Source organism: Halomonas sp. 111, assembly GCF_052379685.1.
Lineage (GTDB): Bacteria > Pseudomonadota > Gammaproteobacteria > Pseudomonadales > Halomonadaceae > Vreelandella > Vreelandella citrativorans.
In genome coordinates this window covers 70,919-91,755 of record NZ_JBQSYV010000010.1, presented here as the reverse complement: position 1 = coordinate 91,755, position 20,837 = coordinate 70,919, and the positions used below count along the sequence as shown (strand labels likewise).

24 protein-coding genes are annotated in these 20,837 nt (G+C 57.7%); 9 read left to right on the top strand and 15 right to left on the bottom strand.

Annotated features, from left to right (window positions below; all coding sequences use genetic code 11):
* Genes ACT3T7_RS09460 through mobA form a run of 4 tightly spaced genes read right to left on the bottom strand, consistent with a single transcriptional unit; the run spans position 1 to position 3,871 of the window.
* On the bottom strand, positions 1 to 1,032 hold the full coding sequence (locus ACT3T7_RS09460) for a CobW family GTP-binding protein (protein WP_444630867.1): 1,032 nt from the start codon (positions 1,030 to 1,032) through the stop codon (positions 1 to 3).
* Between the two features lie 3 nt (positions 1,033 to 1,035).
* Entirely contained in the window at positions 1,036 to 2,028 is a 993-nt protein-coding gene (gene moaA, locus ACT3T7_RS09455; protein ID WP_172117907.1) for a GTP 3',8-cyclase MoaA, read from the bottom strand.
* The gene (gene moeA, locus ACT3T7_RS09450; RefSeq protein WP_444630898.1) at positions 2,025 to 3,272 is read right to left on the bottom strand and encodes a molybdopterin molybdotransferase MoeA; all 1,248 of its coding nucleotides are present in this window, start codon (positions 3,270 to 3,272) and stop codon (positions 2,025 to 2,027) included. The genes moaA and moeA overlap by 4 nt, the downstream gene beginning before the upstream one ends.
* Positions 3,269 to 3,871 (bottom strand): molybdenum cofactor guanylyltransferase MobA, encoded by a 603-nt coding sequence (mobA, locus tag ACT3T7_RS09445; protein WP_444630866.1) that lies wholly within the window; start codon positions 3,869 to 3,871, stop codon positions 3,269 to 3,271. The genes moeA and mobA overlap by 4 nt, the downstream gene beginning before the upstream one ends.
* Positions 3,872 to 4,113: 242 nt before the next feature.
* On the opposite strand from mobA, the gene ACT3T7_RS09440 reads away from it, so the two are divergent.
* From ACT3T7_RS09440 to ACT3T7_RS09430, 3 genes are read left to right on the top strand one after another with little or no spacing between them, the layout of a single operon-like run.
* Positions 4,114 to 4,440, top strand: coding sequence for a DUF1244 domain-containing protein (locus ACT3T7_RS09440; RefSeq protein WP_172117909.1), 327 nt, complete (start codon positions 4,114 to 4,116; stop codon positions 4,438 to 4,440).
* 4 nt (positions 4,441 to 4,444) lie between these two features.
* Positions 4,445 to 4,963: a molybdenum cofactor biosynthesis protein B gene (gene moaB / locus ACT3T7_RS09435; RefSeq protein ID WP_444630865.1), complete on the top strand. Its 519-nt coding sequence runs from the start codon at positions 4,445 to 4,447 to the stop codon at positions 4,961 to 4,963.
* The gene (locus tag ACT3T7_RS09430; RefSeq protein ID WP_444630864.1) at positions 4,956 to 6,191 is read left to right on the top strand and encodes a molybdopterin molybdotransferase MoeA; all 1,236 of its coding nucleotides are present in this window, start codon (positions 4,956 to 4,958) and stop codon (positions 6,189 to 6,191) included. The genes moaB and ACT3T7_RS09430 overlap by 8 nt, the downstream gene beginning before the upstream one ends.
* A gap of 21 nt (positions 6,192 to 6,212) precedes the next feature.
* Here ACT3T7_RS09430 and ACT3T7_RS09425 read toward each other — a convergent pair whose 3' ends face one another.
* The 6 genes from ACT3T7_RS09425 to ACT3T7_RS09400 form a co-directional block, all read right to left on the bottom strand.
* Complete coding sequence (locus ACT3T7_RS09425; protein ID WP_444630863.1) at positions 6,213 to 7,379, bottom strand: glutathionylspermidine synthase family protein; 1,167 nt, start codon at positions 7,377 to 7,379, stop codon at positions 6,213 to 6,215.
* An 18-nt stretch (positions 7,380 to 7,397) separates the two neighbouring features.
* Positions 7,398 to 8,009: a DUF1190 domain-containing protein gene (locus tag ACT3T7_RS09420; protein ID WP_444621549.1), complete on the bottom strand. Its 612-nt coding sequence runs from the start codon at positions 8,007 to 8,009 to the stop codon at positions 7,398 to 7,400.
* 11 nt (positions 8,010 to 8,020) lie between these two features.
* Positions 8,021 to 8,431 carry a DUF350 domain-containing protein gene (locus ACT3T7_RS09415; RefSeq protein WP_172117914.1) on the bottom strand — a complete coding sequence of 137 codons (411 nt, stop codon included), beginning with the start codon at positions 8,429 to 8,431 and terminating at the stop codon, positions 8,021 to 8,023.
* Between the two features lie 65 nt (positions 8,432 to 8,496).
* Entirely contained in the window at positions 8,497 to 9,222 is a 726-nt protein-coding gene (locus tag ACT3T7_RS09410) for a DUF2491 family protein (protein WP_193054238.1), read from the bottom strand.
* A gap of 104 nt (positions 9,223 to 9,326) precedes the next feature.
* Positions 9,327 to 10,022, bottom strand: coding sequence for a PspA/IM30 family protein (locus ACT3T7_RS09405; protein WP_172117916.1), 696 nt, complete (start codon positions 10,020 to 10,022; stop codon positions 9,327 to 9,329).
* Positions 10,023 to 10,043: 21 nt separating this feature from the next.
* On the bottom strand, positions 10,044 to 10,499 hold the full coding sequence (locus ACT3T7_RS09400) for a DUF2170 family protein (RefSeq protein ID WP_172117917.1): 456 nt from the start codon (positions 10,497 to 10,499) through the stop codon (positions 10,044 to 10,046).
* Between the two features lie 448 nt (positions 10,500 to 10,947).
* Here ACT3T7_RS09400 and ACT3T7_RS09395 point away from each other — a divergent pair, with 448 nt between their 5' ends.
* The 5 genes from ACT3T7_RS09395 (at position 10,948) to ACT3T7_RS09375 (ending at position 14,503) form a co-directional block, all read left to right on the top strand.
* On the top strand, positions 10,948 to 11,631 hold the full coding sequence (locus tag ACT3T7_RS09395) for a GntR family transcriptional regulator (protein WP_444630862.1): 684 nt from the start codon (positions 10,948 to 10,950) through the stop codon (positions 11,629 to 11,631).
* Between the two features lie 87 nt (positions 11,632 to 11,718).
* Positions 11,719 to 12,759, top strand: coding sequence for a GlxA family transcriptional regulator (locus ACT3T7_RS09390; RefSeq protein ID WP_444630861.1), 1,041 nt, complete (start codon positions 11,719 to 11,721; stop codon positions 12,757 to 12,759).
* Positions 12,750 to 13,916, top strand: a complete 1,167-nt coding sequence (locus tag ACT3T7_RS09385) for an MFS transporter (protein WP_444630860.1) — start codon at positions 12,750 to 12,752, stop codon at positions 13,914 to 13,916. The genes ACT3T7_RS09390 and ACT3T7_RS09385 overlap by 10 nt, the downstream gene beginning before the upstream one ends.
* Before the next feature lie 48 nt (positions 13,917 to 13,964).
* Entirely contained in the window at positions 13,965 to 14,330 is a 366-nt protein-coding gene (locus ACT3T7_RS09380) for a hypothetical protein (protein WP_444630859.1), read from the top strand.
* Positions 14,330 to 14,503, top strand: a complete 174-nt coding sequence (locus ACT3T7_RS09375) for a DUF1289 domain-containing protein (RefSeq protein ID WP_444630858.1) — start codon at positions 14,330 to 14,332, stop codon at positions 14,501 to 14,503. The genes ACT3T7_RS09380 and ACT3T7_RS09375 overlap by 1 nt, the downstream gene beginning before the upstream one ends.
* A 36-nt stretch (positions 14,504 to 14,539) precedes the next feature.
* Here ACT3T7_RS09375 and ACT3T7_RS09370 read toward each other — a convergent pair whose 3' ends face one another.
* From ACT3T7_RS09370 to ACT3T7_RS09350, 5 genes are read right to left on the bottom strand one after another with little or no spacing between them, the layout of a single operon-like run.
* Complete coding sequence (locus ACT3T7_RS09370) at positions 14,540 to 14,989, bottom strand: phosphatase domain-containing protein (protein WP_441677503.1); 450 nt, start codon at positions 14,987 to 14,989, stop codon at positions 14,540 to 14,542.
* A complete protein-coding gene (locus ACT3T7_RS09365; RefSeq protein WP_444630857.1) occupies positions 14,986 to 16,089 on the bottom strand; it encodes an MBL fold metallo-hydrolase in 1,104 nt (367 codons plus the stop codon). The genes ACT3T7_RS09370 and ACT3T7_RS09365 overlap by 4 nt, the downstream gene beginning before the upstream one ends.
* A complete protein-coding gene (locus tag ACT3T7_RS09360; protein ID WP_444630856.1) occupies positions 16,086 to 17,132 on the bottom strand; it encodes an ABC transporter ATP-binding protein in 1,047 nt (348 codons plus the stop codon). Before ACT3T7_RS09360 ends, ACT3T7_RS09365 begins: the two co-directional genes overlap by 4 nt.
* Positions 17,120 to 18,820 carry an ABC transporter permease gene (locus tag ACT3T7_RS09355; RefSeq protein WP_444630855.1) on the bottom strand — a complete coding sequence of 567 codons (1,701 nt, stop codon included), beginning with the start codon at positions 18,818 to 18,820 and terminating at the stop codon, positions 17,120 to 17,122. The genes ACT3T7_RS09360 and ACT3T7_RS09355 overlap by 13 nt, the downstream gene beginning before the upstream one ends.
* Before the next feature lie 2 nt (positions 18,821 to 18,822).
* A complete protein-coding gene (locus ACT3T7_RS09350; RefSeq protein ID WP_172117926.1) occupies positions 18,823 to 19,815 on the bottom strand; it encodes an ABC transporter substrate-binding protein in 993 nt (330 codons plus the stop codon).
* Positions 19,816 to 19,961: 146 nt separating this feature from the next.
* On the opposite strand from ACT3T7_RS09350, the gene ACT3T7_RS09345 reads away from it, so the two are divergent.
* Complete coding sequence (locus ACT3T7_RS09345) at positions 19,962 to 20,717, top strand: DeoR/GlpR family DNA-binding transcription regulator (protein ID WP_444630854.1); 756 nt, start codon at positions 19,962 to 19,964, stop codon at positions 20,715 to 20,717.
* Positions 20,718 to 20,837: the final 120 nt, after the last annotated feature.

Here is a 20,837-nt window from a genome sequence, read left to right as displayed (position 1 = left end):
TCAGCCGTTTTGATGAAATGGCGCGGGGGAGAGCATTGACGCAAGTGCCGTGATATCTGGCACCGTACTCGCCAGCGCTTCAGGGATAATGATTTCCAGCCGCGAGTCCTGCCGCCAGGCGCTACTTTCTACGTTTAGCGCACCATCAGCGCGGTTAAGCTGCTGCCAGCCGTTGGTCGTATGAAACACGCCTTTAATACGGGCATCACGGGGTAATTCACCTAAACATTGCGCCAGGCTGTCCAGGTCAAAGTGCTCGTCAGGGTGCCAGCGCAATCCCAGGCTTACATAGCCCAGCGCCACACCGGTTTCCTGCTGTGGTGCGCCTTTGGCTGGTGGAAAGTCAAAAAATCCGCCCTCCAAACCAGGGGGCGCGGTTAACGTGCGGTGCGCTTCCGGAACGGCCTGGTCGTGGGCAGGGCTTTGGCCACTGTGTGTTAATCGTTCAAGTGGCAGTTCGCCATTGGTAACCGGCTCGACCCATTTACGCGGCGGCCATAAGGCATTGGCAAACTGCTGCGCTGCCTGCTGCTGTTGATCGGTGGCCTGGTCCCATAAGGTGATGGCTACCGCATCGGCGATCGCCAACTGGTCCTGAAACGTTTCATGATTGAGCGCACGCGGATCATCCAGACGGCGTGGGTCCAGCGTGGCAATAATATCGCGCACATCAACGACAGCGTGAAAGGCCTCGCCGCGCAACAGGTCCAGCAAACCGGCGGGGTGGCCAAGTCCAGATGGCTCGATAATCACGCGGTCTGGCTTACTGCGTGCCAGCAGGTTAACAAGCGCTGCCTGCATCACAAAGGCGAGCTGGCAGCACAAACAGCCGCCAGGCAAGCCTTTAATAACGATATCGTCGCGTTGCTCAAACATCGCCTGGTCGATACCAATTTGACCGAACTCATTCACTAAAATGGCCCACGTTTCATGCGCAGGCTTTTGTTCAATCAGACGGTGAATGAGGGTGGTTTTACCACTTCCCAAAAAGCCGGTGATGATATGAACCGGCACTTTTGCCAACGCTGCCACGAGTTAACCCCCTGTCATATTCATAAAGCGAACAACCTGAATATCGCCGTCGGTGGTGAAATGGTGCCGCTCGGGTTTGAGCGGTAGCGCATTCACAATCGCCTCTTTAAGGCGCGGCATATCACCGGGATAGCGGCGCAGCACGGCGCGCAAGTCGACCGAGTGTTCGTTACCCAAACAGAGCAATAAACGGCCTTCTACCGTGACCCGCACGCGATTACAGGTGTCGCAGAAGTTGTGGCTGTGTGGCGATATAAAGCCAACCCGGCTGTCACTGTCGGCCATCTTAAAGTAGCGCGACGGGCCTGGCGTGGTTTCGGTGGTTGGGGTTAGCGTATAGCGCTTTTCAATCAGGGCCTGGACATCATCGCTTGAGTAGAAGGTTTCTGCGCGTGAGTGATCGGACACATCGCCCAGCGGCATCTCTTCAATAAAGCTGATATCCAGCCCTTCGTCACGCGCAAAGTCGACAAGGTCCAGCACCTCATCATCATTACGACCTTTTAAAATAACCGCATTTAACTTGATGCGGGTAAATCCGGCCTCTTTTGCCGCATGGATGCCGTCAATAACGCGTGTTAAATCGCCGGTGCGGGTGAGCTTTTTAAAGCGCTCCGGGTCCAGTGAATCCAGGCTGATATTGAGACGGCGCAGGCCACCTGCGTAAAGCCTTTGGGCATGTTTACGCAGGCTGGCGCCATTGGTGGTCATGGTGAAGTCGCTAAGCCCGGGCAACTGGCCAATGTCATCGACCAGCTGTTCTATGTCCCGGCGCACTAGGGGCTCACCACCGGTCAGGCGAATTTTTTCAACACCCAGTTCGGTAAAGGCCTGGGCGACCATGCTGATCTCTTCAAGGGTGAGCACTTGGGCACGCGGAAGAAACGTCATTTCCTCGCTCATGCAGTACACACAGCGAAAGTCACAGCGGTCGGTCACCGAGATGCGGACGTAGCTAACTCGGCGACCAAAGTCATCAATTAGTTGCTTAGTCATGGCCATCTCACCAGTGGTTGAATGCAGACTACCTCGCCAGCTTGTGCACCGTCCTGGTCTTCGGGTAGTTCGATCAGACAGTTAGCCGCGACCATCGAACTTAACATGCCGGACCCTTGAGCACCGGTCGTGCGTACGTGGAGCACACCTTGCGTATCGCTATGGTAAATGCCGCGCAAAAAATCAGTACGCTGGTAGCGGCTGTTAAGCACTTCATCTGCGACAGCGTAAAGCCTGGGTGGCGGAGTCATGGCGAATGCCTGCAAGTGATGGAGCAACGGCACGACAAACTGTGAAAAGGTTACCATGACAGCGACAGGGTTGCCGGGCAAGCCCACAAAGGGCGTACGCGACTCTCCCAGCCAGCCGCAGGCCAGTGGCCGCCCTGGGCGTAACGCAACGCGCCAAAACGTTAGTTGGCCCAGTTGTTCAAGGGCAGGCCGTGTAAAGTCAGCTTGCCCCGCCGATACACCGCCGCTGGTGAGTACCAGGTCGCTCACTTGGGCGGCGTGGGATAACGCCTTACGTATCGCCTGCTGATCATCGGGAAGAATACCCAGATCAATCACCTTAGCGCCCTGTTCGGTTAATAAACCCATCAAGGTAAACCGATTGGCATCATAAATGCGGGCATTCTCCAGCGGCTCGCCAGGCGCTGTCACTTCATCGCCGGTGGAAAACAGCGCCACCGTCGGTGGCCGGACCACGCAAACCTGTGCCACGCCGAGCGATGCCAGTAGCCCCATACTGGCAGCGTCCAAACGCGTTCCTTTTGGAAGCGCCAGGTTGCCCTTGAGAATATCTTCCCCGGCCAGGCGTACGTTCTGGCCACGCTTAACGCGCTCAGGGTTTGCGATGTGGAGGTGCTCGCCGTGCGTTGTTAACTGCTCCTGCATAATAACTGTATCGGTGCCCTCTGGTAGCGGGGCACCCGTGGTAATCCGCGCGCAAGCGCCTGGCGGCACGGCGCCCTGAAAACCATGCCCTGCCAAAGAGTGACCGATAAGCAGCCATTGGGATGGCTGTGTGTCTGGCCAGGCAAGGGCAATACCATCCATCGCGGCGTTGGTACCGGGCGGTACGTTGATCGGCGCCATAATATCGTGCGCCAAGCGGCGGCCATGGGCACGATGCAGGTCAATGACTTCATGGGCAAGCGGTCTTTCGATAAGCGTTGTCAGCGCTTGGCGGGCTTCTTCCACGCTTAGCATCTGGTCGCCAAGCTCAAAGCAGGAGAGCGTCATGGTACGTTCCTGGCGGATAGGCATTGCGCTTCCAAGCGGCTTTTCTCTTCGGCGGTATTGAGATTGGCGAAGGCGTCGAGACAGTCGGACATATCCACACGGCGCATATTATGACGTGCGTACCAGCGCTGAATTTTACGCTCGCCGCTTTTCAGGGCCGCCTGAAGATCATCCGCCAGTGTGGTGCGTATCAAGGCCACCGTAGGATGCAGATGCTGACCATCAAACGCCACGGCGATATCGGCGCTTTGTATGCCTGCCAGCATTCGTGCGACCAGGTTGTCCGGGAGAAGCGGCGTATCGCAAGGAGCTATCAATAGCCACGGCGTGTTTGCTGCGCGCAGCCCGCTATAAATGCCCATTAAAGGACCCTGGAAGCCTGACTCCGCATCACTGATCACACGCCCAAACAGGCGGTAGGCGTCAAGGTTACGGTTAGCGCTAATCAGCAATTCAGCAACCTGCCCTTCAAGCCTGGCCGCTGTGTGGGCAAACAGAGGTCGCCCAGCAAAGGGCTCCAGCCCCTTATCGCGCCCGCCCATGCGGCGGCCTTCGCCACCAGCGAGCACCATGCCGGTTAATGCGTGGGTCGTGATCATTGGCATGTCTCCTCTGGCCGATCAGCCTTGCCATTTCCAAGTGTAGATCCCTTGTCGCTATGATGGCGGCCAAGGGCCTTGCTTGTCTATGCGCTTGTCTATGCGTTAGATGCTTGATGGTAAGCACTATGACCCATATCAAACAGTGGGTTCGCCTGGCTACGTTATCGGGTGGAACAGCGCCTATAAGCGGTGTCTTTTGGTATGCTGCACGACAGTCACTTTTTATGAGGGAAACGCTAATGTCAGATTTTAACGAGTTTGATCAGGCTACTCGCACTGAGCTTGAGGCTGCTGCCTTTCGGCGTTTGCTGAGCCACCTGGACGATAACAAGGACGTACAGAATATCGACCTGATGATCCTGGCGGACTTTTGCCGTAACTGCCTTTCCAAATGGCTGGTGAGCGCAGCCGAAGAGCGAGGCGAGCGGCTTGATTACGAAGCCGCGCGCGAGTACGTCTACAAAATGCCCTACAGCGAGTGGAAAACGCACTATCAGGGCACTGCAACGCCTGAACAGTTGGCGGCGTTGGACGCTCGCCAAGCCAAGAAAAGCGGTCAGGAGTAGCGTTATGGAGCCGATGGTTGCCCTCAACATAGCCATACTGACGATTTCAGATACGCGCACCGAAGAGAATGACCGCTCCGGCCAGCAGTTGGTCGAGAGTTTGACCGCCGCCGGCCATCGGCTCGCCGATAAGCGTATCGTGGCTGACGATATCTACCAGATTCGCGCTATCGTGGCCCAGTGGATTGCTGACGCCGGAGTGCAGGTGGTTATTACCACCGGCGGCACCGGCTTTACCGGGCGTGATTCCACACCGGAAGCCATTTCGGTACTGCTGGATAAGCATATCGAAGGATTTGGCGAGCGTTTTCGCCAGTTAAGCGGTGAGGAAATTGGCAGCTCCACCATTCAAAGCCGCTGCCTGGGTGGCTTGGCGAATGCCACGGTCATCTTCTGTCTGCCCGGCTCAACCGGTGCATGCCGTACGGGCTGGGAAGGCATTTTGAAAGAGCAACTCGATAGCCGCCACAAACCGTGCAATTTTGCCAACCTGGTGATCCCCGGGCGAGGTCAGCATGGCTGATTTGCAGCCGACTGATTTGCAAACAGCTGATTTGCAACCAGTAAGCGCCGCGCTTGAAGCGCTGCTGGCTGGCGTGAGTCCCGTCAGTGCGGAAGAAGCCGCCTTGGACGCCGCTGGCGGGCGGGTGCTGGCTGACGACGTGATGGCAGCGCTTAACGTCCCGCCCTTTGATAACAGTGCGATGGATGGCTATGCGTTGCGCACAAGCGATGCGGGTCGGTGGCTGCCCATCAGCCAGCGCATTGCGGCAGGAACGCAGGTAGCGCCGCTGGCCCCCGGTAGCTGTGCACGCATCTTTACCGGTGGCGAATTGCCAGCAGGCGCGGACTGCGTCGTCATGCAGGAGCGCGTTAGCGTTGAGGCAGGCAAGGCCTTGATACCGGACAATATTCCGCCTGACGATAATGTACGCCGCCAAGGGCGGGATGTGCGTGTGGGCGACTGTTTGCTCAACAAAGGGCTGCGTCTGGAAGCGGCCGCGTTGGGGCACTTAGCGGGGCAGGGCATTACCCAGGTAAGCGTACGCCGCCGCCCTAAGGTTGCCCTGCTCTCGACCGGCGATGAAATCGTCGACCCCGGCACGCCGCTGGCACCGGGGCAGATCTACAACTCCAACCGGCCCATGTTAAAGCGCCTGCTTGAGCGCTTTGGCGCTGACGTGGTGCAGGTCGTTAGTGTGCCGGATGACTACGCTCAAACGGTGGCACTATTAACCCAGGCCGCCGCTGACGCCGATGTCGTGGTAAGCACTGGCGGTGTCAGTGTGGGGGAAGAAGACCACGTTAAGGCCGCGCTTGATGCCTTGGGCGAGCTGGATTTATGGCGCTTGGCCATACGCCCAGGCAAGCCCTTGGCGCTAGGCCGCTTGCCTCGCGCTGACGGCAGTGAGGCAAGGTTTGTGGGTTTGCCGGGCAACCCGGTTTCGGGATTTGTGGGGGCCTGGCTATTTTTGCGCCCGCTCATGGGGGCGTTGTTGGCTTGCCCAGCACTGAAGGCATTGCCAACGTTAACCGCAACGGCGAATTTTGAGACCTCGACCGGACCGCGCCAGCACTATATGCGCGTAACGCTTAATTTTGCACCTTCCGGTATAACGGCCCAGGCCTTTGCTGACCAGAACTCCGGCGTATTGTCGTCGTGTATTGAGGCCGATGCCTTGGCGGTTATTCCTCCCCATCATCAGGTAACGCCAGGCGATACCATTAGCTGCTTATGGTTGGCGGAGTAAGCAGGCGTGTTCTCCTGACCGTTAAACAATGGCGTGGGGCACAAAGCAGGATGAATCCTTGGTAATTCGCCCTACGTCTTCCCGCACGCCGATCCCGCAAGCACGATCACCCACCACCCAACTGCCGATTAACGCGTGATGTTCGCCAAAGCGCGGCATGGGGTGGTAGGCCTGGCGAATCCAGGGGCTGTCCGTATAGGGGCCATCCACTGCCTCACGCTGCCCCTCTGGCGTTAACAGTTCAATATTGCTGCCTTCGCGTGAAAAGAACGGCTTGCGTACCCAGCCGGGCGGCAGCGGTGAAGGCGAGCGCTCTTCAAAATAGGCAGGTAGCAAATTAGGGTGGCCCTTAAAGTGCTCCCACAGCAGGGGCAGAATGCCCTTGTTAGACAGAATCGCCTTCCACGGTGGTTCAAACCAGTGGGTGTGCAACTGGGGAATCTTTTCGCCAAACGCATCGTCGGCCAACTCTTCCCAAGGGTAGAGTTTAAACAGTGCCTGAATGGGCTGATTATCCAGGTCAACAAAGTAGTCGCCGTCGCGCTGGTAGCCAATATCTTCGGTATAAATGAAGGGCGCTTTTAAACCGGCCTGAACGGCTACATCCTGCAGGTAGTGTACGGTTGCACGCTCTTCGTCATTATCCTTGATGCATGAAAAGTACATCTCGGCGCTGCCCAACCGGTCGCCAATATGCGCCATCGCGTTGATCAGGCGCTCCTGAATGGAATTATATTGGTCAGCGTGGCGCGGGATGATGCCCTGTTGGATGGCCTGCTCAAGCCATACCCACTGGAAAAAGCCCGCTTCATACAGTGAGGTGGGCGTATCGTAGTTAAGCTCAAGCAGCTTGGCGTGGCCCTGGCCTGAATAAGCAAAGTCCATTCGCCCATAAAGGTGTGGCTGACCAGACACCCAGGAGTCGTGAATGGTGTCCCACATGAACTCCGGCAGCGCCAGGCGTTGCATCAGCGCATTGGAGTGACAGACACGGTCAACAAGCTCCATGCACATTTCATGCAGCTCTTCGGTAGGCGCCTCAATATCCCGCTCTATTTGATCCAGTGAGAACTGGTAGTAGGCGCTCTCTTTCCAGTAGGGTTCGCCGCCGATGGTATGAAAATGAAACCCCAGCTCGTGGGCCAGGGTTTTCCAGTTGGCGCGTTCTGCAACATCAACTCTAAGCATGGGGATTTCCGAGGTACATCACGAGCCCCAGCCGCCGCGAGCGGATGAGCGAGAACCGAAGCCGCTACGCTGCGTGGCCTGGCGGTTCTGAGTCGCCGTGGTACGCAGGGCCTGGTGGCGCTGATTGACACGCTGGCTGGCCTGGTTAGTGGCGGTATTCCAGTTGCCCTGGTTCTGACGATTGCGGTAAACCGGTTCTTGGTATACTCCCCGGTTGGTCGCACCGTGGCTGGTGCGCGACATCATGTTACCCACCATGTAACCCATCATGGCGGGCATAAACCAGCCACCGCCGCTGCTGCCGGTGGCCGCCTGCGACTGCTGTTCGGTGGGGGCCGTGCAGGCTCCTTCACCGTGTTCAGCCTCACACTCTTCAAGCGTATTGAAGCGGGGGACTTCTTTAATGGACGCCTCGTAGGCATCTTCACAGGCGCTGCGGGTATATACATCGGCGGCCACGCACTCATCAACACTCTGGTAGCTGCGTGGGCTGTCAAAGCTTACATCGGTCGTTTGCTCTGGCTGGCCACACGCCGTTAGCCCGAATGCGCTGGCGCCCATCATCGCAAGCGAGAGGCGGGCGCTGCGTTTGCGTCGCGGCAGGTGTGGGGTCTGATCGTTATGTGCCATCGTTAAACTCCTTACCACGTCATCGAGGCGGCATTAATCAGGCCAACTGCAATGGAGACACTACCCGCCAGAATACCGTAAGCCATATGACCTTCAGTGATATGCAGTGACAGGCTTTCTCCCTGATTCTTCAGCACCATCTTCAGACCAAAGAAAGCCGCCAGTTGAACACCAAACGCGATGATGCCCCACAAGATGAAATCGATGAAACTGATGGAGTTGGCCATAGCGCTGTAGAGCGGCAGTGTAAAACCGACGATAGAACCCGCATAGGCCGTGGCCGCCGCAGCATTACCTTCGCGAATTAACGTCCACTCGTGGTGGGGCGTGATACGGCTATAACAGTACATAAACGCAACGAGAAGCACGAGTGCGCCGATCAGATAGCCCAAAAAGTGGGGTAAGCCTTGTAAATACTGCATGTATAAAATCTTCCTTGGTTGAGAGTCAACGTTGTGGTGATGGCGTGTGTTGGGGCTTGCCGCGTTTAAATAGCATCAATATCGACCGATGTAACATCAACACCGAGATTTTGTACCAGCATAAACCCACCCTCACCGTCATCTTCTGCATTCAGCAATACATATTCCATGCGTTCGGAGTCTTCAATAGGGCGCTCGTACAGCATGGCATGGTGGGTAACGCTGCGCGTCATGACGCTTTCGGTGGTCATTACCTGCTCTTCAAGCACGACGGGCGGCGACCAAAGGCTCGCTTCATCGCCCCACACACGCTGAAACTGGCAGGTGCGCTCGGAAGCATCGGTCGCCTCGACAGCAATCGTTTGTGCACCCAGCTGGCCTGCCTTTTTATCGCTTGCGTTGATCAGCGCATCGAACTCGATATCCGACAAATGTGTCACACGATAAAAATCAAACAGCTTGTACTCAATCACGCGCTGGTTTTCGACGTTGGCTTGCAGCCACGTATCGTTATCCAGATAAAAGCGTACCAAGTGGGCGCCCTGGCCAAGGTCGATATGCCCTACGGCCGCAACATGATGATAGGGCGTGCTGTCCCACCCAAAGAGTGCATCGGAATAGGCGCTTAACTCAGCCAACTGAATGTTGACGCGCCCATCCAGACGCAGCCCTGCAAAATCTTCTTGTGACATCCCGGTCGGCAGGCCAGCAGTGAAGGTGGATGCGTTTTCTGCCGCAGGGTTCGCCGCCTCATTGGAAGTGCCGAACAGGGCCTTAAGTGTCTTGAACATTCGAGAAGCCTCCAAAGGGCAAGCCGATAGCGCGAATCGTTGGTGCAGAATCAATATGGCTCAGTGACGTGCAGGCCCGCCGGTGGGCGGGCGCTGTGCCACGTTTACGCTTGTGGAGTATTTTTCTTGGCTTTCAGACGTGCCAGCACGTCTTCGGCTTTGCGCTCATTGGCGCCAATACCCGCCGCTTTCAGGCGTGCATCCAGTGATGAACCGCTCTCTTCGGCAGCCATTTGGTCGGCCGCCTGCATCTGGGCTGAGTTAAGCTGCTGGCGCTCACGGATCCGGTCAAGAGACTCCATCGCACTACCCATAGCGCTATTTTGCCCGGAGTGGCGCGCCGCTACGGCAGACTGAGCCTTCTGTGCAGACTCTGTCGCTTTTACCACGCTCACCTGCTGTTTTAGCTGGCGCAGCTGATTTTCCGTATTGCGAATGGCTCCGCGCAGGCTTTCAATGCTGGCGTCGTACTCGCTGACGATGCTGCGCTCGGCGTCCAGCTCATCTTGCATGCTGACCATGCGCTCGGCAACTTCGACCGCTAACGCTTCTTCGCCTTTATCCAGCGCGGCTTCAGCGCTCTGCTCAAGCTCGGCAATTTTGCTTTCCAGGGTATCTGCCTTGTTACTGTTCAGCTGGCGTTGACCCATTAAGCGCGCAAGTTCGGTTTTGGACTGTTTCAGGTGATTTTCAGAATCACGGATTTCCTGGTCCAAAATGCGCAGCGCTTGAGAGTCAACGACGGCCTGGCCGGTCTCATTCGCTTTACCACGTAACGCCGTCATGATTTTGCTTAACATAAAGTTGCTCCTAAACGCGTATTAAGAAAAGTGATCGTGAATTAAGTCGGCGACTTCCATGGCTGCGCTGGCCGTGGCATGTAATTCAGCACAAATAGACACCAGCTTTGAATCGCCAAACAGCTGCCCGTAGGCCACGTAAAAATCTCGATTATCGATGGATACGATACCGATAGAGGCAAGCGGAAGCGCAAGGCCCTGGCGCAGTAACACGTCGTTAAGCTCAGCCGGATTCGATACGCTGTCCAGCGGGGCAATGGCGGTCATAGCAATCCACTCATTGTCGCTGCGCGAAAGCGTTAAGGTTAAATTGCCGTAATCGTGAAGCTCCCAAATCAACGTTTGGTTGGCTTCATCTAAACTAACATTGGCCGCTGGCCACTCCAGTTCAACGGCTTCTTCCTGTGCGGAGGCATCGTTAATAACGCGATAGAGTTCGGCTGCCGAGAAAGCACCCGTTTCATTATGAGTAATCAAAGCAGCAAGCTCCTTATGCAAAATGAAGGTTATGTTAGCACTGACAATTCATCATCTTCTAATAACGCACTATCGCATTTGAGTAAAAGGCTACGCTAACACGCTGCGCGCCTGGATGTTTCACTATCAACAGCGCTGCTTGAGCGAGCCTATTTAAGACCCTCAGGCAGGAGAGGAGTTCTCCGTTAAGCGTACGATAAAAGGAGTCGATAACATGGATAAGGATAGTCAACCGCCCAGTTACGCTTCAGCAGCAGGCTGAGGTGCTACTGCTTACGTTATCTCCGTGAGCTTGTTTTAATGTAGGAGTGTTGGAAAGCTACTCGAATGTATATCAAGACGTATGATATATATTTCGCTAGTGGTGGAAGATGTTAAGCGTCACGTTCCGGCCCTGAAGACAGTAAGGCGGTCGGTCGCTCTTATAAATAAAAGGGGTGGGAAACAGATGGCTGAGAGCAAACGTTCCAACGCTCAACGGCTTAGGGACTCGTTGGAAGATGACATTATTAATGGACGGCGGGTGCCAGGTGAACGGCTCGACCCGGACGAGCTAGGGCGAACGTTTAATGTTTCTCGCACGCCCGTGCGTGAAGCCTTCCAGCAGCTGGTGGCTAGCGGTTTGGTCACCGTATCACCGAAAAAAGGCACCTTTGTGGCCAAGGTCGGCATCGACCAGTTAATCGAGATGTTTGAAGTCATGGCCGAGCTTGAGGGCATGTGCGGGCGCCTGGCGGCCCGACGCATTAGTGACCCGGAGCTGGCAGAGCTTCAGGCGGCCCATAAACGCTGTGAAGCAGCGGCACACGCGGGCGATACGGACGAGTACTACTACGAAAACGAAGCGTTTCATGACTGCATCTATGCGGCGAGCCACAATACGTTTCTAGCCAGCGAAGCTCGTCAGCTAAAACAGCGCTTAAAGCCCTATCGTCGCCTGCAATTGCAGGTTCGCCAGCGCATGCATAACTCCTTGAGCGAGCACCAGACCATTGTCGATGCCATTACCCAAGGCGATGCTGCTCTGGCTGAGCAGGCGCTATGCGACCACGTGCTGATTCAAGGCGAGCGATTCAGTGACTTTGTGGCCAGCGTGCGCCGTATGGAAGCGCCGATCAGCCAGCCGGGGTAGGTAATGTCCGTATTGGTGGGGTAATGGTCCTTGCCGACACGTCGAACTCGGCGGAAACTCTCACTATTAACGATCTGGAGAGAGAACGTGACGCGCCATATTGCCTTATTGGCTTACCCCGATTGTCAGCTGTTGGATGTCAGTGGCCCCTGGCAGGTGTTTGCCAGCGCCAACGCATTAACCCCGAAACCCCTATACCGCTTAACCCTGGTCGCCGATGCGCCTGGGCCGGTAATGACCAATGGCGGCCTGGCGGTGTACGCCAGCCACACCTATGCCGAACTTTCCCAGCGGCTGCCTTTGGATACGTTACTTATTGCAGGTGGCAGCGGTGTAATGGCGTTACGCCAAGACCCGCACGTGCTGGCTCTTTTACGTGAGCTGGCGCCTCACGTGCGCCGGTTAGGCTCTATCTGCTCAGGGGCTTTCTTGCTTGCTGCCGCCGGACTTTTAGATGGCCAGCGCGTCACTACCCATTGGCGCCACGCCGACCAGCTTGCCGAGGAGTACCCCGCGCTTAATGTTGAGCCCGATGCGCTGTATATTCAAAGCGGTGATCACTACACCAGCGCCGGGATAACGGCCGGTATCGATCTGGCGCTTTCGCTGGTAGAAGCCGACCACGGCGCTGCCCTTGCCGGGCAGGTAGCACGAGAACTGGTGATGTTTCTGCATCGCCCCGGCGGGCAGTCGCAGTTCAGCGAACTTCTACGCTGCCAGCAAGATGCTGGCCCGTTGCGTCGTTTGCTGGATCATCTGCATGCCGACCCAGGCGGGGCACATTCGCTGGAAAGTATGGCGGCCTTAATGGCCGTATCACCACGTCATCTTACCCGGCTATTCAAGCGCCACTTAACCACGACGCCGGTTACTTATTTGACCCAGCTACGCTTGGAGCAGGCGCGTTTGGCGCTGCTGGATGGGCATCAAACGGTATCGCTTGAGCGGTTAGCTGAGCGTTGGCGTTTGGGCGGCGCCGAGCAGCTGCGCCGCCAGTTTCAACGTTACTACGGTGTTTCCCCTTCTGTGTATCGTCAGCGCTTCGGCGCGGCGGCTAAATCTGCCCTTGCGTCTACCCTCACGCCTACTCTTGGGTCTACGCTTTTGGAGCCATCGCCATGCCAATAACCGTTACGCTGTTATCGCTGTGCCAAGCGCTGTTGGTCAGCGGTAATATCCTGCTGATCGCCGTGTCGCCCCTCATTGGTGCCTCGCTGGCACCTACCGCCAACTGGGCCACTGTGCCGGTGGCCAGCCAGTGGCTGGGGCTAATGTGTGCCACCATTCCCGCCTCGCTGATCATGGGGCGGCTGGGGCGCAAACGCGGGTTTGTGTTGGGCAATCTTATTGGCTTGATAGGTACGGCCGTGGCCATTTTGGCGCTACGTCAGCAAAGCTTTGGACTGTTCCTGCTGGCGACCTGGCTAATTGGTATCGGCATTGGCTTTGGGCAGCTCTACCGCTTTGCAGCCCTTGAAGCATCCCCCACGGCACTGCGCGATAAAGCGCTTGGTTTAGTGATGGGCGGTGGAGTGGTAGCGGCATTTGCAGGCCCGTGGCTTGCCCGCTTTAGTCGTGAGCTGAGCGAGACGCCGTTTTTGGGCAGCTTTGTCGGGCTCGGCGTGCTGTATGTGTTGGCACTTGGCATATTGCTTTGTACGCGGTTGCCGGTCGCTTTTGTGCAGGTAGTAGAGGGTGAGAAAAAGCCCTTGCCCGCTATCCTGCGCCAGCCCGGTTTTCTACTGGCCGTTAGCGCGGCGGCCATTGGCTACGGCGTGATGAATCTGGCCATGACCGCCACACCGCTGGCGATGGAAGGGGCCGGGCACAACTTTAACCATGTCGCCACCACTATTCAGTGGCATGTGGTTGCCATGTTCTTGCCCTCATTTTTTACCGGCCATTTGACGGCCCGTTTTGGTGCCCCACGCATGATTAGCGCTGGCTGCTTGCTGCTGGTGGCAAGCGCAATTGCTGCACAGTTTGATGCCGGGCTAGCGGGCTTTAATGTTGCGTTGATCCTGCTGGGGCTTGGTTGGAATTTCACTTTCCTGCCCGCTACCGGGTTATTGACGCAAAGCTATCAACCGGCAGACAAGGCGCGCACTCAAGCGGCCAACGAGTTTCTGGTATTCGGTACGGCGGCCTTGACAGCGCTACTGGCGGGGCCGTTGGTTAACACCCTGGGCTGGGCGATGCTCAATGCGCTGCTGATTCCTGTCTCGTTACTGCCTATGGTGCTGCTGGCATGGCAGCGGCGGCCAAACGCGCCTCTGCTTTCTTAAGATGTTATAACATAGTCATGTTTTTTATTTGTTACGTCAGGTGGTTGAATGATTGCTAAACGGGAACGCGGCAAGCTGGAGCGCCAGCTTGTTGCCTCGCTGACTGAAGTCTGTGAGCAGGCCAAGGCCGAGGTGGTTGGGTTCGTCTGGTTAACTCACTGCGTGGACTACCAACACTTCCCCGAAAGCCTGGTGGTTATCTGGGTATTTGATACCGATGCCCATTTAGCCTCAGCGCTAAAGGGCGAAGCCAAACAGCGCCTGCATGATTTCACGGCCAGCGCTTTGGACGAGGCGGGTGTGGCGCTGGATAGCATCACACCGCACATCGACTTCGATAGTGAACAGGCGTGCCAGCGCGCCCATGGCGGTGACTGGCAGCGTCGTCTGCGCGCGCGAAGTGTGAGGCACTGATGGCCAAGAAAATCGAAAGTCCTTGCATATCCGCCTGCCAGTTGAAGGGCGGCATGTGCACCGGCTGCGGGCGAAGCATAGAAGAAATTCGCCACTGGAAATCCATGAAGCGGCCCGAAAAAATCGCCACCATCAAGAGGGCCGAACAGCGTTACAAGAAGCTCAACAAGTAACGGGCGTTAGGAAAATATCGTTCGGGCGGCGTTTGGTTAAAAATCACCTGGGGCGCATTGCAGGCAGGTAAGGCCTAGAGCGCGCCACTGGGCGACGACTGCATCGCGGTCGTCCAGCACCAGCCAGGGCTCGAAACCGTCTTCACGCATGGTGCTGAGCAGGGCTTCTTTGACGGCTTCGTCATCCACGTGGTCATGGCCATCCGGGCGCAGGTACATGGCGTCAAACGGGATCGCGTTGCGCGTCAGCCACTCATGGGTATGTTCGCGGTGAGTGTCCGGGCGGCCGCTGCAAATGATGATCTGCTGCCCCTGGGCTTTCAATAATTTCACCAACCGGGCGACCGGTTCGATCACCGGCGCTTCGGCCATATGCGCAAAGAAGGGATCCCACTGTTTGGCGGGGCCTAATACCCATTCGTGTACTTTTGTGGGGTGAAATTCAGCTAACGTACCGTCAACATCGACAATCACGGCGTGGGTCATGCAAGGCTCCTGCTATTCAAGGTGTTGGCATTTAAAACGTGCGTATTCAAGGCGTGAGTATTTAAGAACAGGGTCTTTTGCGTGGCGAGGCGCGCACCCAGTAACGTGCGCCAAGCGTCGAGCGCGGGTTCGGGTAAGGGGGTAAATAGCGGCACGACACGTTCGGCCTTTACCTGGTCGGCAAGCTCGACCAGATGCGAGGCGCGCAGATGTACGTTCCAGCGCTGCCAGAGGATGTCACCAGCGGCAAGCTCGGCGCAGCGCGAAGGCGTCAGGTAACCGGTGTGCAGCAGGTGAAAGCCTGGCCACATGGCCGCCGTATCACCCCGGTCGCTAATCAGCTTGAGGCTTGGCTGGGAGGCATCGGAGCGCGCCAGAAGCGCTTCTATTCTTTTATCCGCATGGGAGCGGCGAAGTGTTGCGGGGAGCGCCAGCAGGGTTTGTAGATTGGCGCGAATAATCGGGTCAATAGCAAGCGAAAGCCCGCGAGCGTCCGCTTCTTCGGCTAGCCAAAGTGCCATCTCAAGCGCTCGGCCTGATTCAGGCACCGGGAAAACCAGTGGGCGGCTCAAGTGTTCGCTGATGGCGTCCACACATGCCTGCTGGGGCTGATCGTAGGTGCCGTAGGACGCATCAAGCAGTGCCATACGCGCCGGTGGCGGCGTATCAAACGGAAATAGCCGGGACTCAAAGCAGGCGTCGCCGCTGTAGAAAATGCCGCCCTCGACATCCAGGTGAATCCAAACCCCGCCCAACGAATGGCCCGCCTGCCCGGTAGTCACCGTAATACCGGCAATTTGGCAGGAGCCGCGTTCAGGCAGCGGCTGCCAGGCGCGCCCGTTGGGAAGTGCCTGAGCCACTAGAGGTGTGCAGTAAAGCGGTAGCGTAGCGGGTAGCTCGCTGACGCCGCCAATATGATCGATATGGTCGTGACTGATAATCACCGCATCGACATCAAGCCCGCGCGCCCAGGTAATTGGCTCGCCTGGGTGCAGTGCGCCGCCGGCATCCAACAGAAGCCGCTTGCCGTTGGCTTCCACCACAATGGCTGCGGGGCCTTTATCGCCCAGGCCGCTCAATATATTGATGCTGGCACTCATTGGTCTGGCTCCAGACACCAGCCTTCCAATAGCGTTAGCGCCACTTGCTGGCCCTCTTTCAAGGCGTGGGGATGATAGGCGAGCAGCGTTTCGCCGCCCGTCATGCGCAGGTGAATCTCATAGCGCTCGCCACGAAAGGTCTGGCGCTCGACGCGGGCGGTTAAATCCTGCTGGGTGGGCGCTTCGGGGTGCACCCGAATATGCTCCGGGCGCACCAGCACTGCCTGGTGACGCTGGACAGCGGGAGACGTCAGCCCCTGCATCAGTTCATGACCACTAACGCGCCTGCCCGGTGCGCCGGTGCTTATCATCAACTGGCTGCCCTGGCCGATAAAACTTGCTACCCAGGACGTGCGCGGCTCGCGGTAGAGCGTTTCGGGCGTGGCCCACTGCACCAGCTTGCCCGCCTGCATCACCGCGATACGGTCGGCCAGCGCCATGGCTTCGCTTTGGTCGTGGGTGACGTAGACCATGGTGGCCTCGGTGCGGCGATGAAAATCTGCAAAGCTGTGCTCCATGGACGCGCGCAGGTGGCGGTCCAGGTTCGCCAATGGCTCATCCAGAAGTACCACTGACGGGTTGGTGACCAGGCAGCGGGCGAGTGCCACGCGCTGGCGCTGGCCGCCGCTCAGGTCCTGGGGCGTGCGCTGGGCGTAGGGCTCAAGCGCCACCAGGGCAAGCGCCTGCTCGACGCGTCGTTGATAATCTGCTCCGCGCACACCGCGAAGCTTGAGTGGGTAGCCGACGTTATCGGCCACGCTCATATGCGGCCACAGCGCGTAGGATTGAAACACCATGGCCATATTGCGCTGCTCGGGGAGCACGTGGTGCTGCTCGCTCGCCAGAAGCTGGTTGCCCAGATGGATTTCGCCGCCGCTTACCTGCTCGAAACCGGCCAGCATACGCAGCATGGTGGTTTTGCCACAGCCGCTGGGGCCGAGCAGGGCGACGAATTCACCCGGCTCAACCGTTAATGAAAGCCCATCCACGGCTTTGTGTTCGCCAAACTGCTTGGTGACTTGCTTAAGGGTTAGCCCTGCCATGGCACGACTCCTTTGGGTAAACGCGGGGCCAGAAGGCTAAGCGACAGCATGAGTGAAGCGACCATCAGCACGACCAGCACGGACACCGCTGAGGCCAGAACGCTTTCGCCGCCTTCATCAAGGTTGAAAATCAGCACGCCCAGGGTTTCGTTACCGGCGCTCCATAGCAGTGCCGAGACGGTCAGCTCGTTGACAGCCAGCAGAAACACCAAAAGCCCACCGGCAAACAGCGCAGGTGCAATCAGCGGCATCACGATAGTGGAAAGGCGGCGCCACGGGCCGGCACCGGCGAGCTGGGCGGCTTCTTCAAGGGAAGGGTCAAGCTGTGCCAGGCTTGCGCTGACCGGTTTGAGGCACACCACCAGAAAACGTGCCAGATAGGCCACGAAGATCAGCCCCAACGTGCCGTAAAGTGCGACGTTGATAATGGGCAGTGGGCGCACGAACAGCAGAATGCAGGCAATTGCGAGTACCACGCCGGGCAGGGCGTAAGGCAGCTCGATAATACTCAGCGTCAGATTTTGCAGGCGCGCTGGAAGCCGCTGAAGGCGATAGGCCAGCGGCAGGCTGCACAGCATGAGCACCACGGCTGCGCCACCGGCAAGCCAGAAGCTATTGCGCATGGCACGCCACGTGGCGCCCTGGCGGCCAATCACTTCATGGTAGGCGTTCAACGTGGCGGTATCGGCGTTGAGCGGTACGCCCATGGCCGGCACCAGCGAGCTGACTACCAGCGCCACCAGAGGCGCGACAAGAATGACCAGCAACACGCTGACCAGTAGCGCCGTGACCAGCGAGCGAAAGCGGCCGAGTGAGAAATCATGGGCGCGCCCGCTATGCCCCACCAGCCCGAAACGGCTGCGGCCCATCCAGTGTTGCTGAAGCGCCACACCCGCCAGCGCCAGCACGCCGATCAGCAGCGAAAGGGCGGCCATCTCAGCCAGTACGCCGGTGCCAAAACTGGCCATGCGCTGATAAATCAGCGTAGGCAGTACGTAGTAGCTTGCTGGAATGCCCAGCATGGCCGGGATGCCAAAGTTACCCAGGCTTGAGATAAACGCCATGGCGGCACCGGCCACCAGGCCGCTTCTCGTCACGGGCAGAACAATATGCCGCCATACCTGATTCTGCCGGGCGCCGCTAATGCGGGCGGCTTCGACTAGTTCGCGGGGTAGAGAAAGTAGCGAGGTGCGCAGCGCCAGAAACACCAGCGGGGCGCTTTGAATACCTAACAGCAGGGCGATGCCTTCCGCCGAGTAGAGCGGCTGCGGGCTGCCCAACGGCGGCGCCATGCCGATGCTTTTTAATAGCGGGCTTGCCGGGCCAAATAGCTGTAACCAGCTAAGTGCCGTGACCTGGGGCGGAATCATCATCGGCAACATAAAACAGAACACCAGCCATGCCTTGCCGCGAATGTCGGTGAGGGTAATCACGAACGCAAACAGGCTGCCCAGCGCAAGGGCAATCAGCATGCCCAGCCCCGAGGTATACAGGCTGTGCCACAGCGCTCGCCAGGTACTCGCAGACTGGAGCACACGCCATAGCGGCGCGTTGCCCCCTTGGGTCAGGTCGCTTAACGCTTCAACCAGCAGGCGCAGGCTAGGCGCCAGGCTCAGCAGGACGACGGTAAGTGTCAAAAGGGTAAGCAGCCAGCGATGCTGGCTGCCTTGAGTAAGACTCGGTGACATGATCAGCCGCCGAACAGGTCGCTAAAACGCTGCTTCAGGGCTTCTTCCTGCTCAAGCGCTTGGGCGATATCAACAGGCATCAGCTCGATGGTGTCGCGGGCGGGGAAGCCTTCCGGTGGTGTAACACCCGGGTGGGCAGGCAGATAACCCTGCTCGCTGACCAACTGCTGACCCTCTTCCGAGAGTACGAAATCGACAAACTTCTGCGCCGCGTCGACGTTCTTGGCACCAGCCATAATGGCGACGGGTTCAGTGACCGCGCTCACACCCTCTTCAGGGAAGACAAACTCGACCGGCGAGCCTTTGGCCGCTTCGCGGATGGGCAGGAAATCCACCACGATGCCGTAAGGCTTGGTGCCCGCTGCCACTGCGTTGAACACCCCGCCGTTGCCACCCTGGGCCTCGGTGCGGTTGTCATGCAGGGCATCGTAATAGCTTTCCCCCAGCTCGGAGTTCTCGCTAATCGCTGCCATATGAATCAGTGCAGCACCTGAGTAAAGCGGGCTTGGCATGGTCACTAAGCCTTCATATTCAGGCTTGAGCAGGTCCTGCCAGCTTTGCGGCTGCTCGTCAGCGCCGGTGTTATACACGATGCCGGTAGTGATCAGTTTGGTGCCGTAGTAGAAGCCTTCGGGGTCAAAAAGCTCGGCATCAAAGGCTTCACGATTAGGGCTCAAATACGCCTGAAGCTGGTCTTCCTGCTTTAACGACTCCATGGTCATGCTGTCGGCGATCAGCAGCACATCCGGGTTACTGACCCCGGCGGAAAGCTCGGAGCGCAGTCGGGTCATCAATCGCGTGGTGCCGTCGCGTACCCACTCCACCTCAATATCCGGATAGGCTGCCTGGAAGGCATCGACCGTTTGCTGGGCGTCGCTGTTGGGCTGGCTGGTGTAGAGCACGAGCTTGTCGTCGGCAACGGCGTTTGCCGAAAGAGCCAAACTTGCCATCGTGGTGGTAAGAGCAATGGCGGTGCAGAGTGAGCGCTTAAGCATCAGAAAGTCTCCAGTGAGTTGACCCTCCTCACACTACTGTCATCACCTTACAACATCGTGACACTACCCTTTCGTTTGAAGGAGGAGAGCTTTCGTAAGCATCGGAAAGTCTTTCGTTAATAAAAAAGAGGGGAGATGAGAGCAGAATGAAAGGCTTAAACGAGCGTCGCCGAGCGCTGCTTGAGCGGGTGCGCCAGGAGGGGCGCCATTCGCTAGAGGCGCTGGCTGATCAGTTTGGGGTATCCGTACAAACGCTGCGCGGCGATATTCGCTTTCTTGCCGAAAAGGGCATGGTGCTGCGGCGCCACGGCGAGGTACTGCCGTTTCCCGACCGCGAAAATATCGACTACGACCAGCGCCAGATCGTCAACGAAGCTGGAAAACACCATATTGCCCGCCAGGCCGCTTCATTGATTCAGCCTCATCAGTCGCTGTTTCTAGGCACCGGCACCACCGTTGAGCAGCTGGCTGACGCGCTGCACGACAAACAGGGCCTGCATATCATGACCAATAATCTTCACGCGCTTATCAGGCTATCTGCGCTGGAGTGTGAGCTGGTGGTGGCAGGCGGCCGGGTGCGCCGCCGCGACCAGGACGTGATTGGCGGCGACGCGTGGCGCTTTTTTCAACGCTACCGAGCGGATGTAGGTATTGTTTCGGTAGGCGGCATGGATGCTCACGGCAACCTTTTCGACTATAACGACGATGAGGTCATGGCGCGTGAAGCGCTGTTGGCCAATGCGGCTTTGCGCGTTCTGGTGTTGGATAGCACCAAGTTTGATTTACCGCTGCGCTGTACGGCGGGACAACTAGCCGATTATGACGCGGTGATTACCGACGTGGCGCTCCCTGACCGATTGCGCAGCCCTCTTGCCGCACAGGGCGTTAGGTTTTTGATATGAGCAGTTTGATATGAACAGTTTGATATGAGCAGGTATAAGTGGTCGGCGAGGTAGCCGCAGCCGCGGGTATCTATTTGACATTGGCTCTCAGGTAATGACAAATACCCCAAAAATTGGCTT

What these genes read in the sequence shown, in the direction of transcription:
- moaA (WP_172117907.1), bottom strand. Translation starts at nt 2,028, where the DNA reads ATGACTAAGCAACTAATTGATGACTTTGGTCGCCGAGTTAGCTACGTC.
- moeA (WP_444630898.1), bottom strand. Translation starts at nt 3,272, where the DNA reads ATGACGCTCTCCTGCTTTGAGCTTGGCGACCAGATGCTAAGCGTGGAA.
- mobA (WP_444630866.1), bottom strand. Translation starts at nt 3,871, where the DNA reads ATGATCACGACCCACGCATTAACCGGCATGGTGCTCGCTGGTGGCGAA.
- ACT3T7_RS09440 (WP_172117909.1), top strand. Translation starts at nt 4,114, where the DNA reads ATGTCAGATTTTAACGAGTTTGATCAGGCTACTCGCACTGAGCTTGAG.
- moaB (WP_444630865.1), top strand. Translation starts at nt 4,445, where the DNA reads ATGGAGCCGATGGTTGCCCTCAACATAGCCATACTGACGATTTCAGAT.
- ACT3T7_RS09430 (WP_444630864.1), top strand. Translation starts at nt 4,956, where the DNA reads ATGGCTGATTTGCAGCCGACTGATTTGCAAACAGCTGATTTGCAACCA.
- ACT3T7_RS09425 (WP_444630863.1), bottom strand. Translation starts at nt 7,379, where the DNA reads ATGCTTAGAGTTGATGTTGCAGAACGCGCCAACTGGAAAACCCTGGCC.
- ACT3T7_RS09420 (WP_444621549.1), bottom strand. Translation starts at nt 8,009, where the DNA reads ATGGCACATAACGATCAGACCCCACACCTGCCGCGACGCAAACGCAGC.
- ACT3T7_RS09415 (WP_172117914.1), bottom strand. Translation starts at nt 8,431, where the DNA reads ATGCAGTATTTACAAGGCTTACCCCACTTTTTGGGCTATCTGATCGGC.
- ACT3T7_RS09410 (WP_193054238.1), bottom strand. Translation starts at nt 9,222, where the DNA reads ATGTTCAAGACACTTAAGGCCCTGTTCGGCACTTCCAATGAGGCGGCG.
- ACT3T7_RS09405 (WP_172117916.1), bottom strand. Translation starts at nt 10,022, where the DNA reads ATGTTAAGCAAAATCATGACGGCGTTACGTGGTAAAGCGAATGAGACC.
- ACT3T7_RS09395 (WP_444630862.1), top strand. Translation starts at nt 10,948, where the DNA reads ATGGCTGAGAGCAAACGTTCCAACGCTCAACGGCTTAGGGACTCGTTG.
- ACT3T7_RS09385 (WP_444630860.1), top strand. Translation starts at nt 12,750, where the DNA reads ATGCCAATAACCGTTACGCTGTTATCGCTGTGCCAAGCGCTGTTGGTC.
- ACT3T7_RS09380 (WP_444630859.1), top strand. Translation starts at nt 13,965, where the DNA reads ATGATTGCTAAACGGGAACGCGGCAAGCTGGAGCGCCAGCTTGTTGCC.
- ACT3T7_RS09375 (WP_444630858.1), top strand. Translation starts at nt 14,330, where the DNA reads ATGGCCAAGAAAATCGAAAGTCCTTGCATATCCGCCTGCCAGTTGAAG.
- ACT3T7_RS09370 (WP_441677503.1), bottom strand. Translation starts at nt 14,989, where the DNA reads ATGACCCACGCCGTGATTGTCGATGTTGACGGTACGTTAGCTGAATTT.
- ACT3T7_RS09365 (WP_444630857.1), bottom strand. Translation starts at nt 16,089, where the DNA reads ATGAGTGCCAGCATCAATATATTGAGCGGCCTGGGCGATAAAGGCCCC.
- ACT3T7_RS09360 (WP_444630856.1), bottom strand. Translation starts at nt 17,132, where the DNA reads ATGGCAGGGCTAACCCTTAAGCAAGTCACCAAGCAGTTTGGCGAACAC.
- ACT3T7_RS09355 (WP_444630855.1), bottom strand. Translation starts at nt 18,820, where the DNA reads ATGTCACCGAGTCTTACTCAAGGCAGCCAGCATCGCTGGCTGCTTACC.
- ACT3T7_RS09350 (WP_172117926.1), bottom strand. Translation starts at nt 19,815, where the DNA reads ATGCTTAAGCGCTCACTCTGCACCGCCATTGCTCTTACCACCACGATG.
- ACT3T7_RS09345 (WP_444630854.1), top strand. Translation starts at nt 19,962, where the DNA reads ATGAAAGGCTTAAACGAGCGTCGCCGAGCGCTGCTTGAGCGGGTGCGC.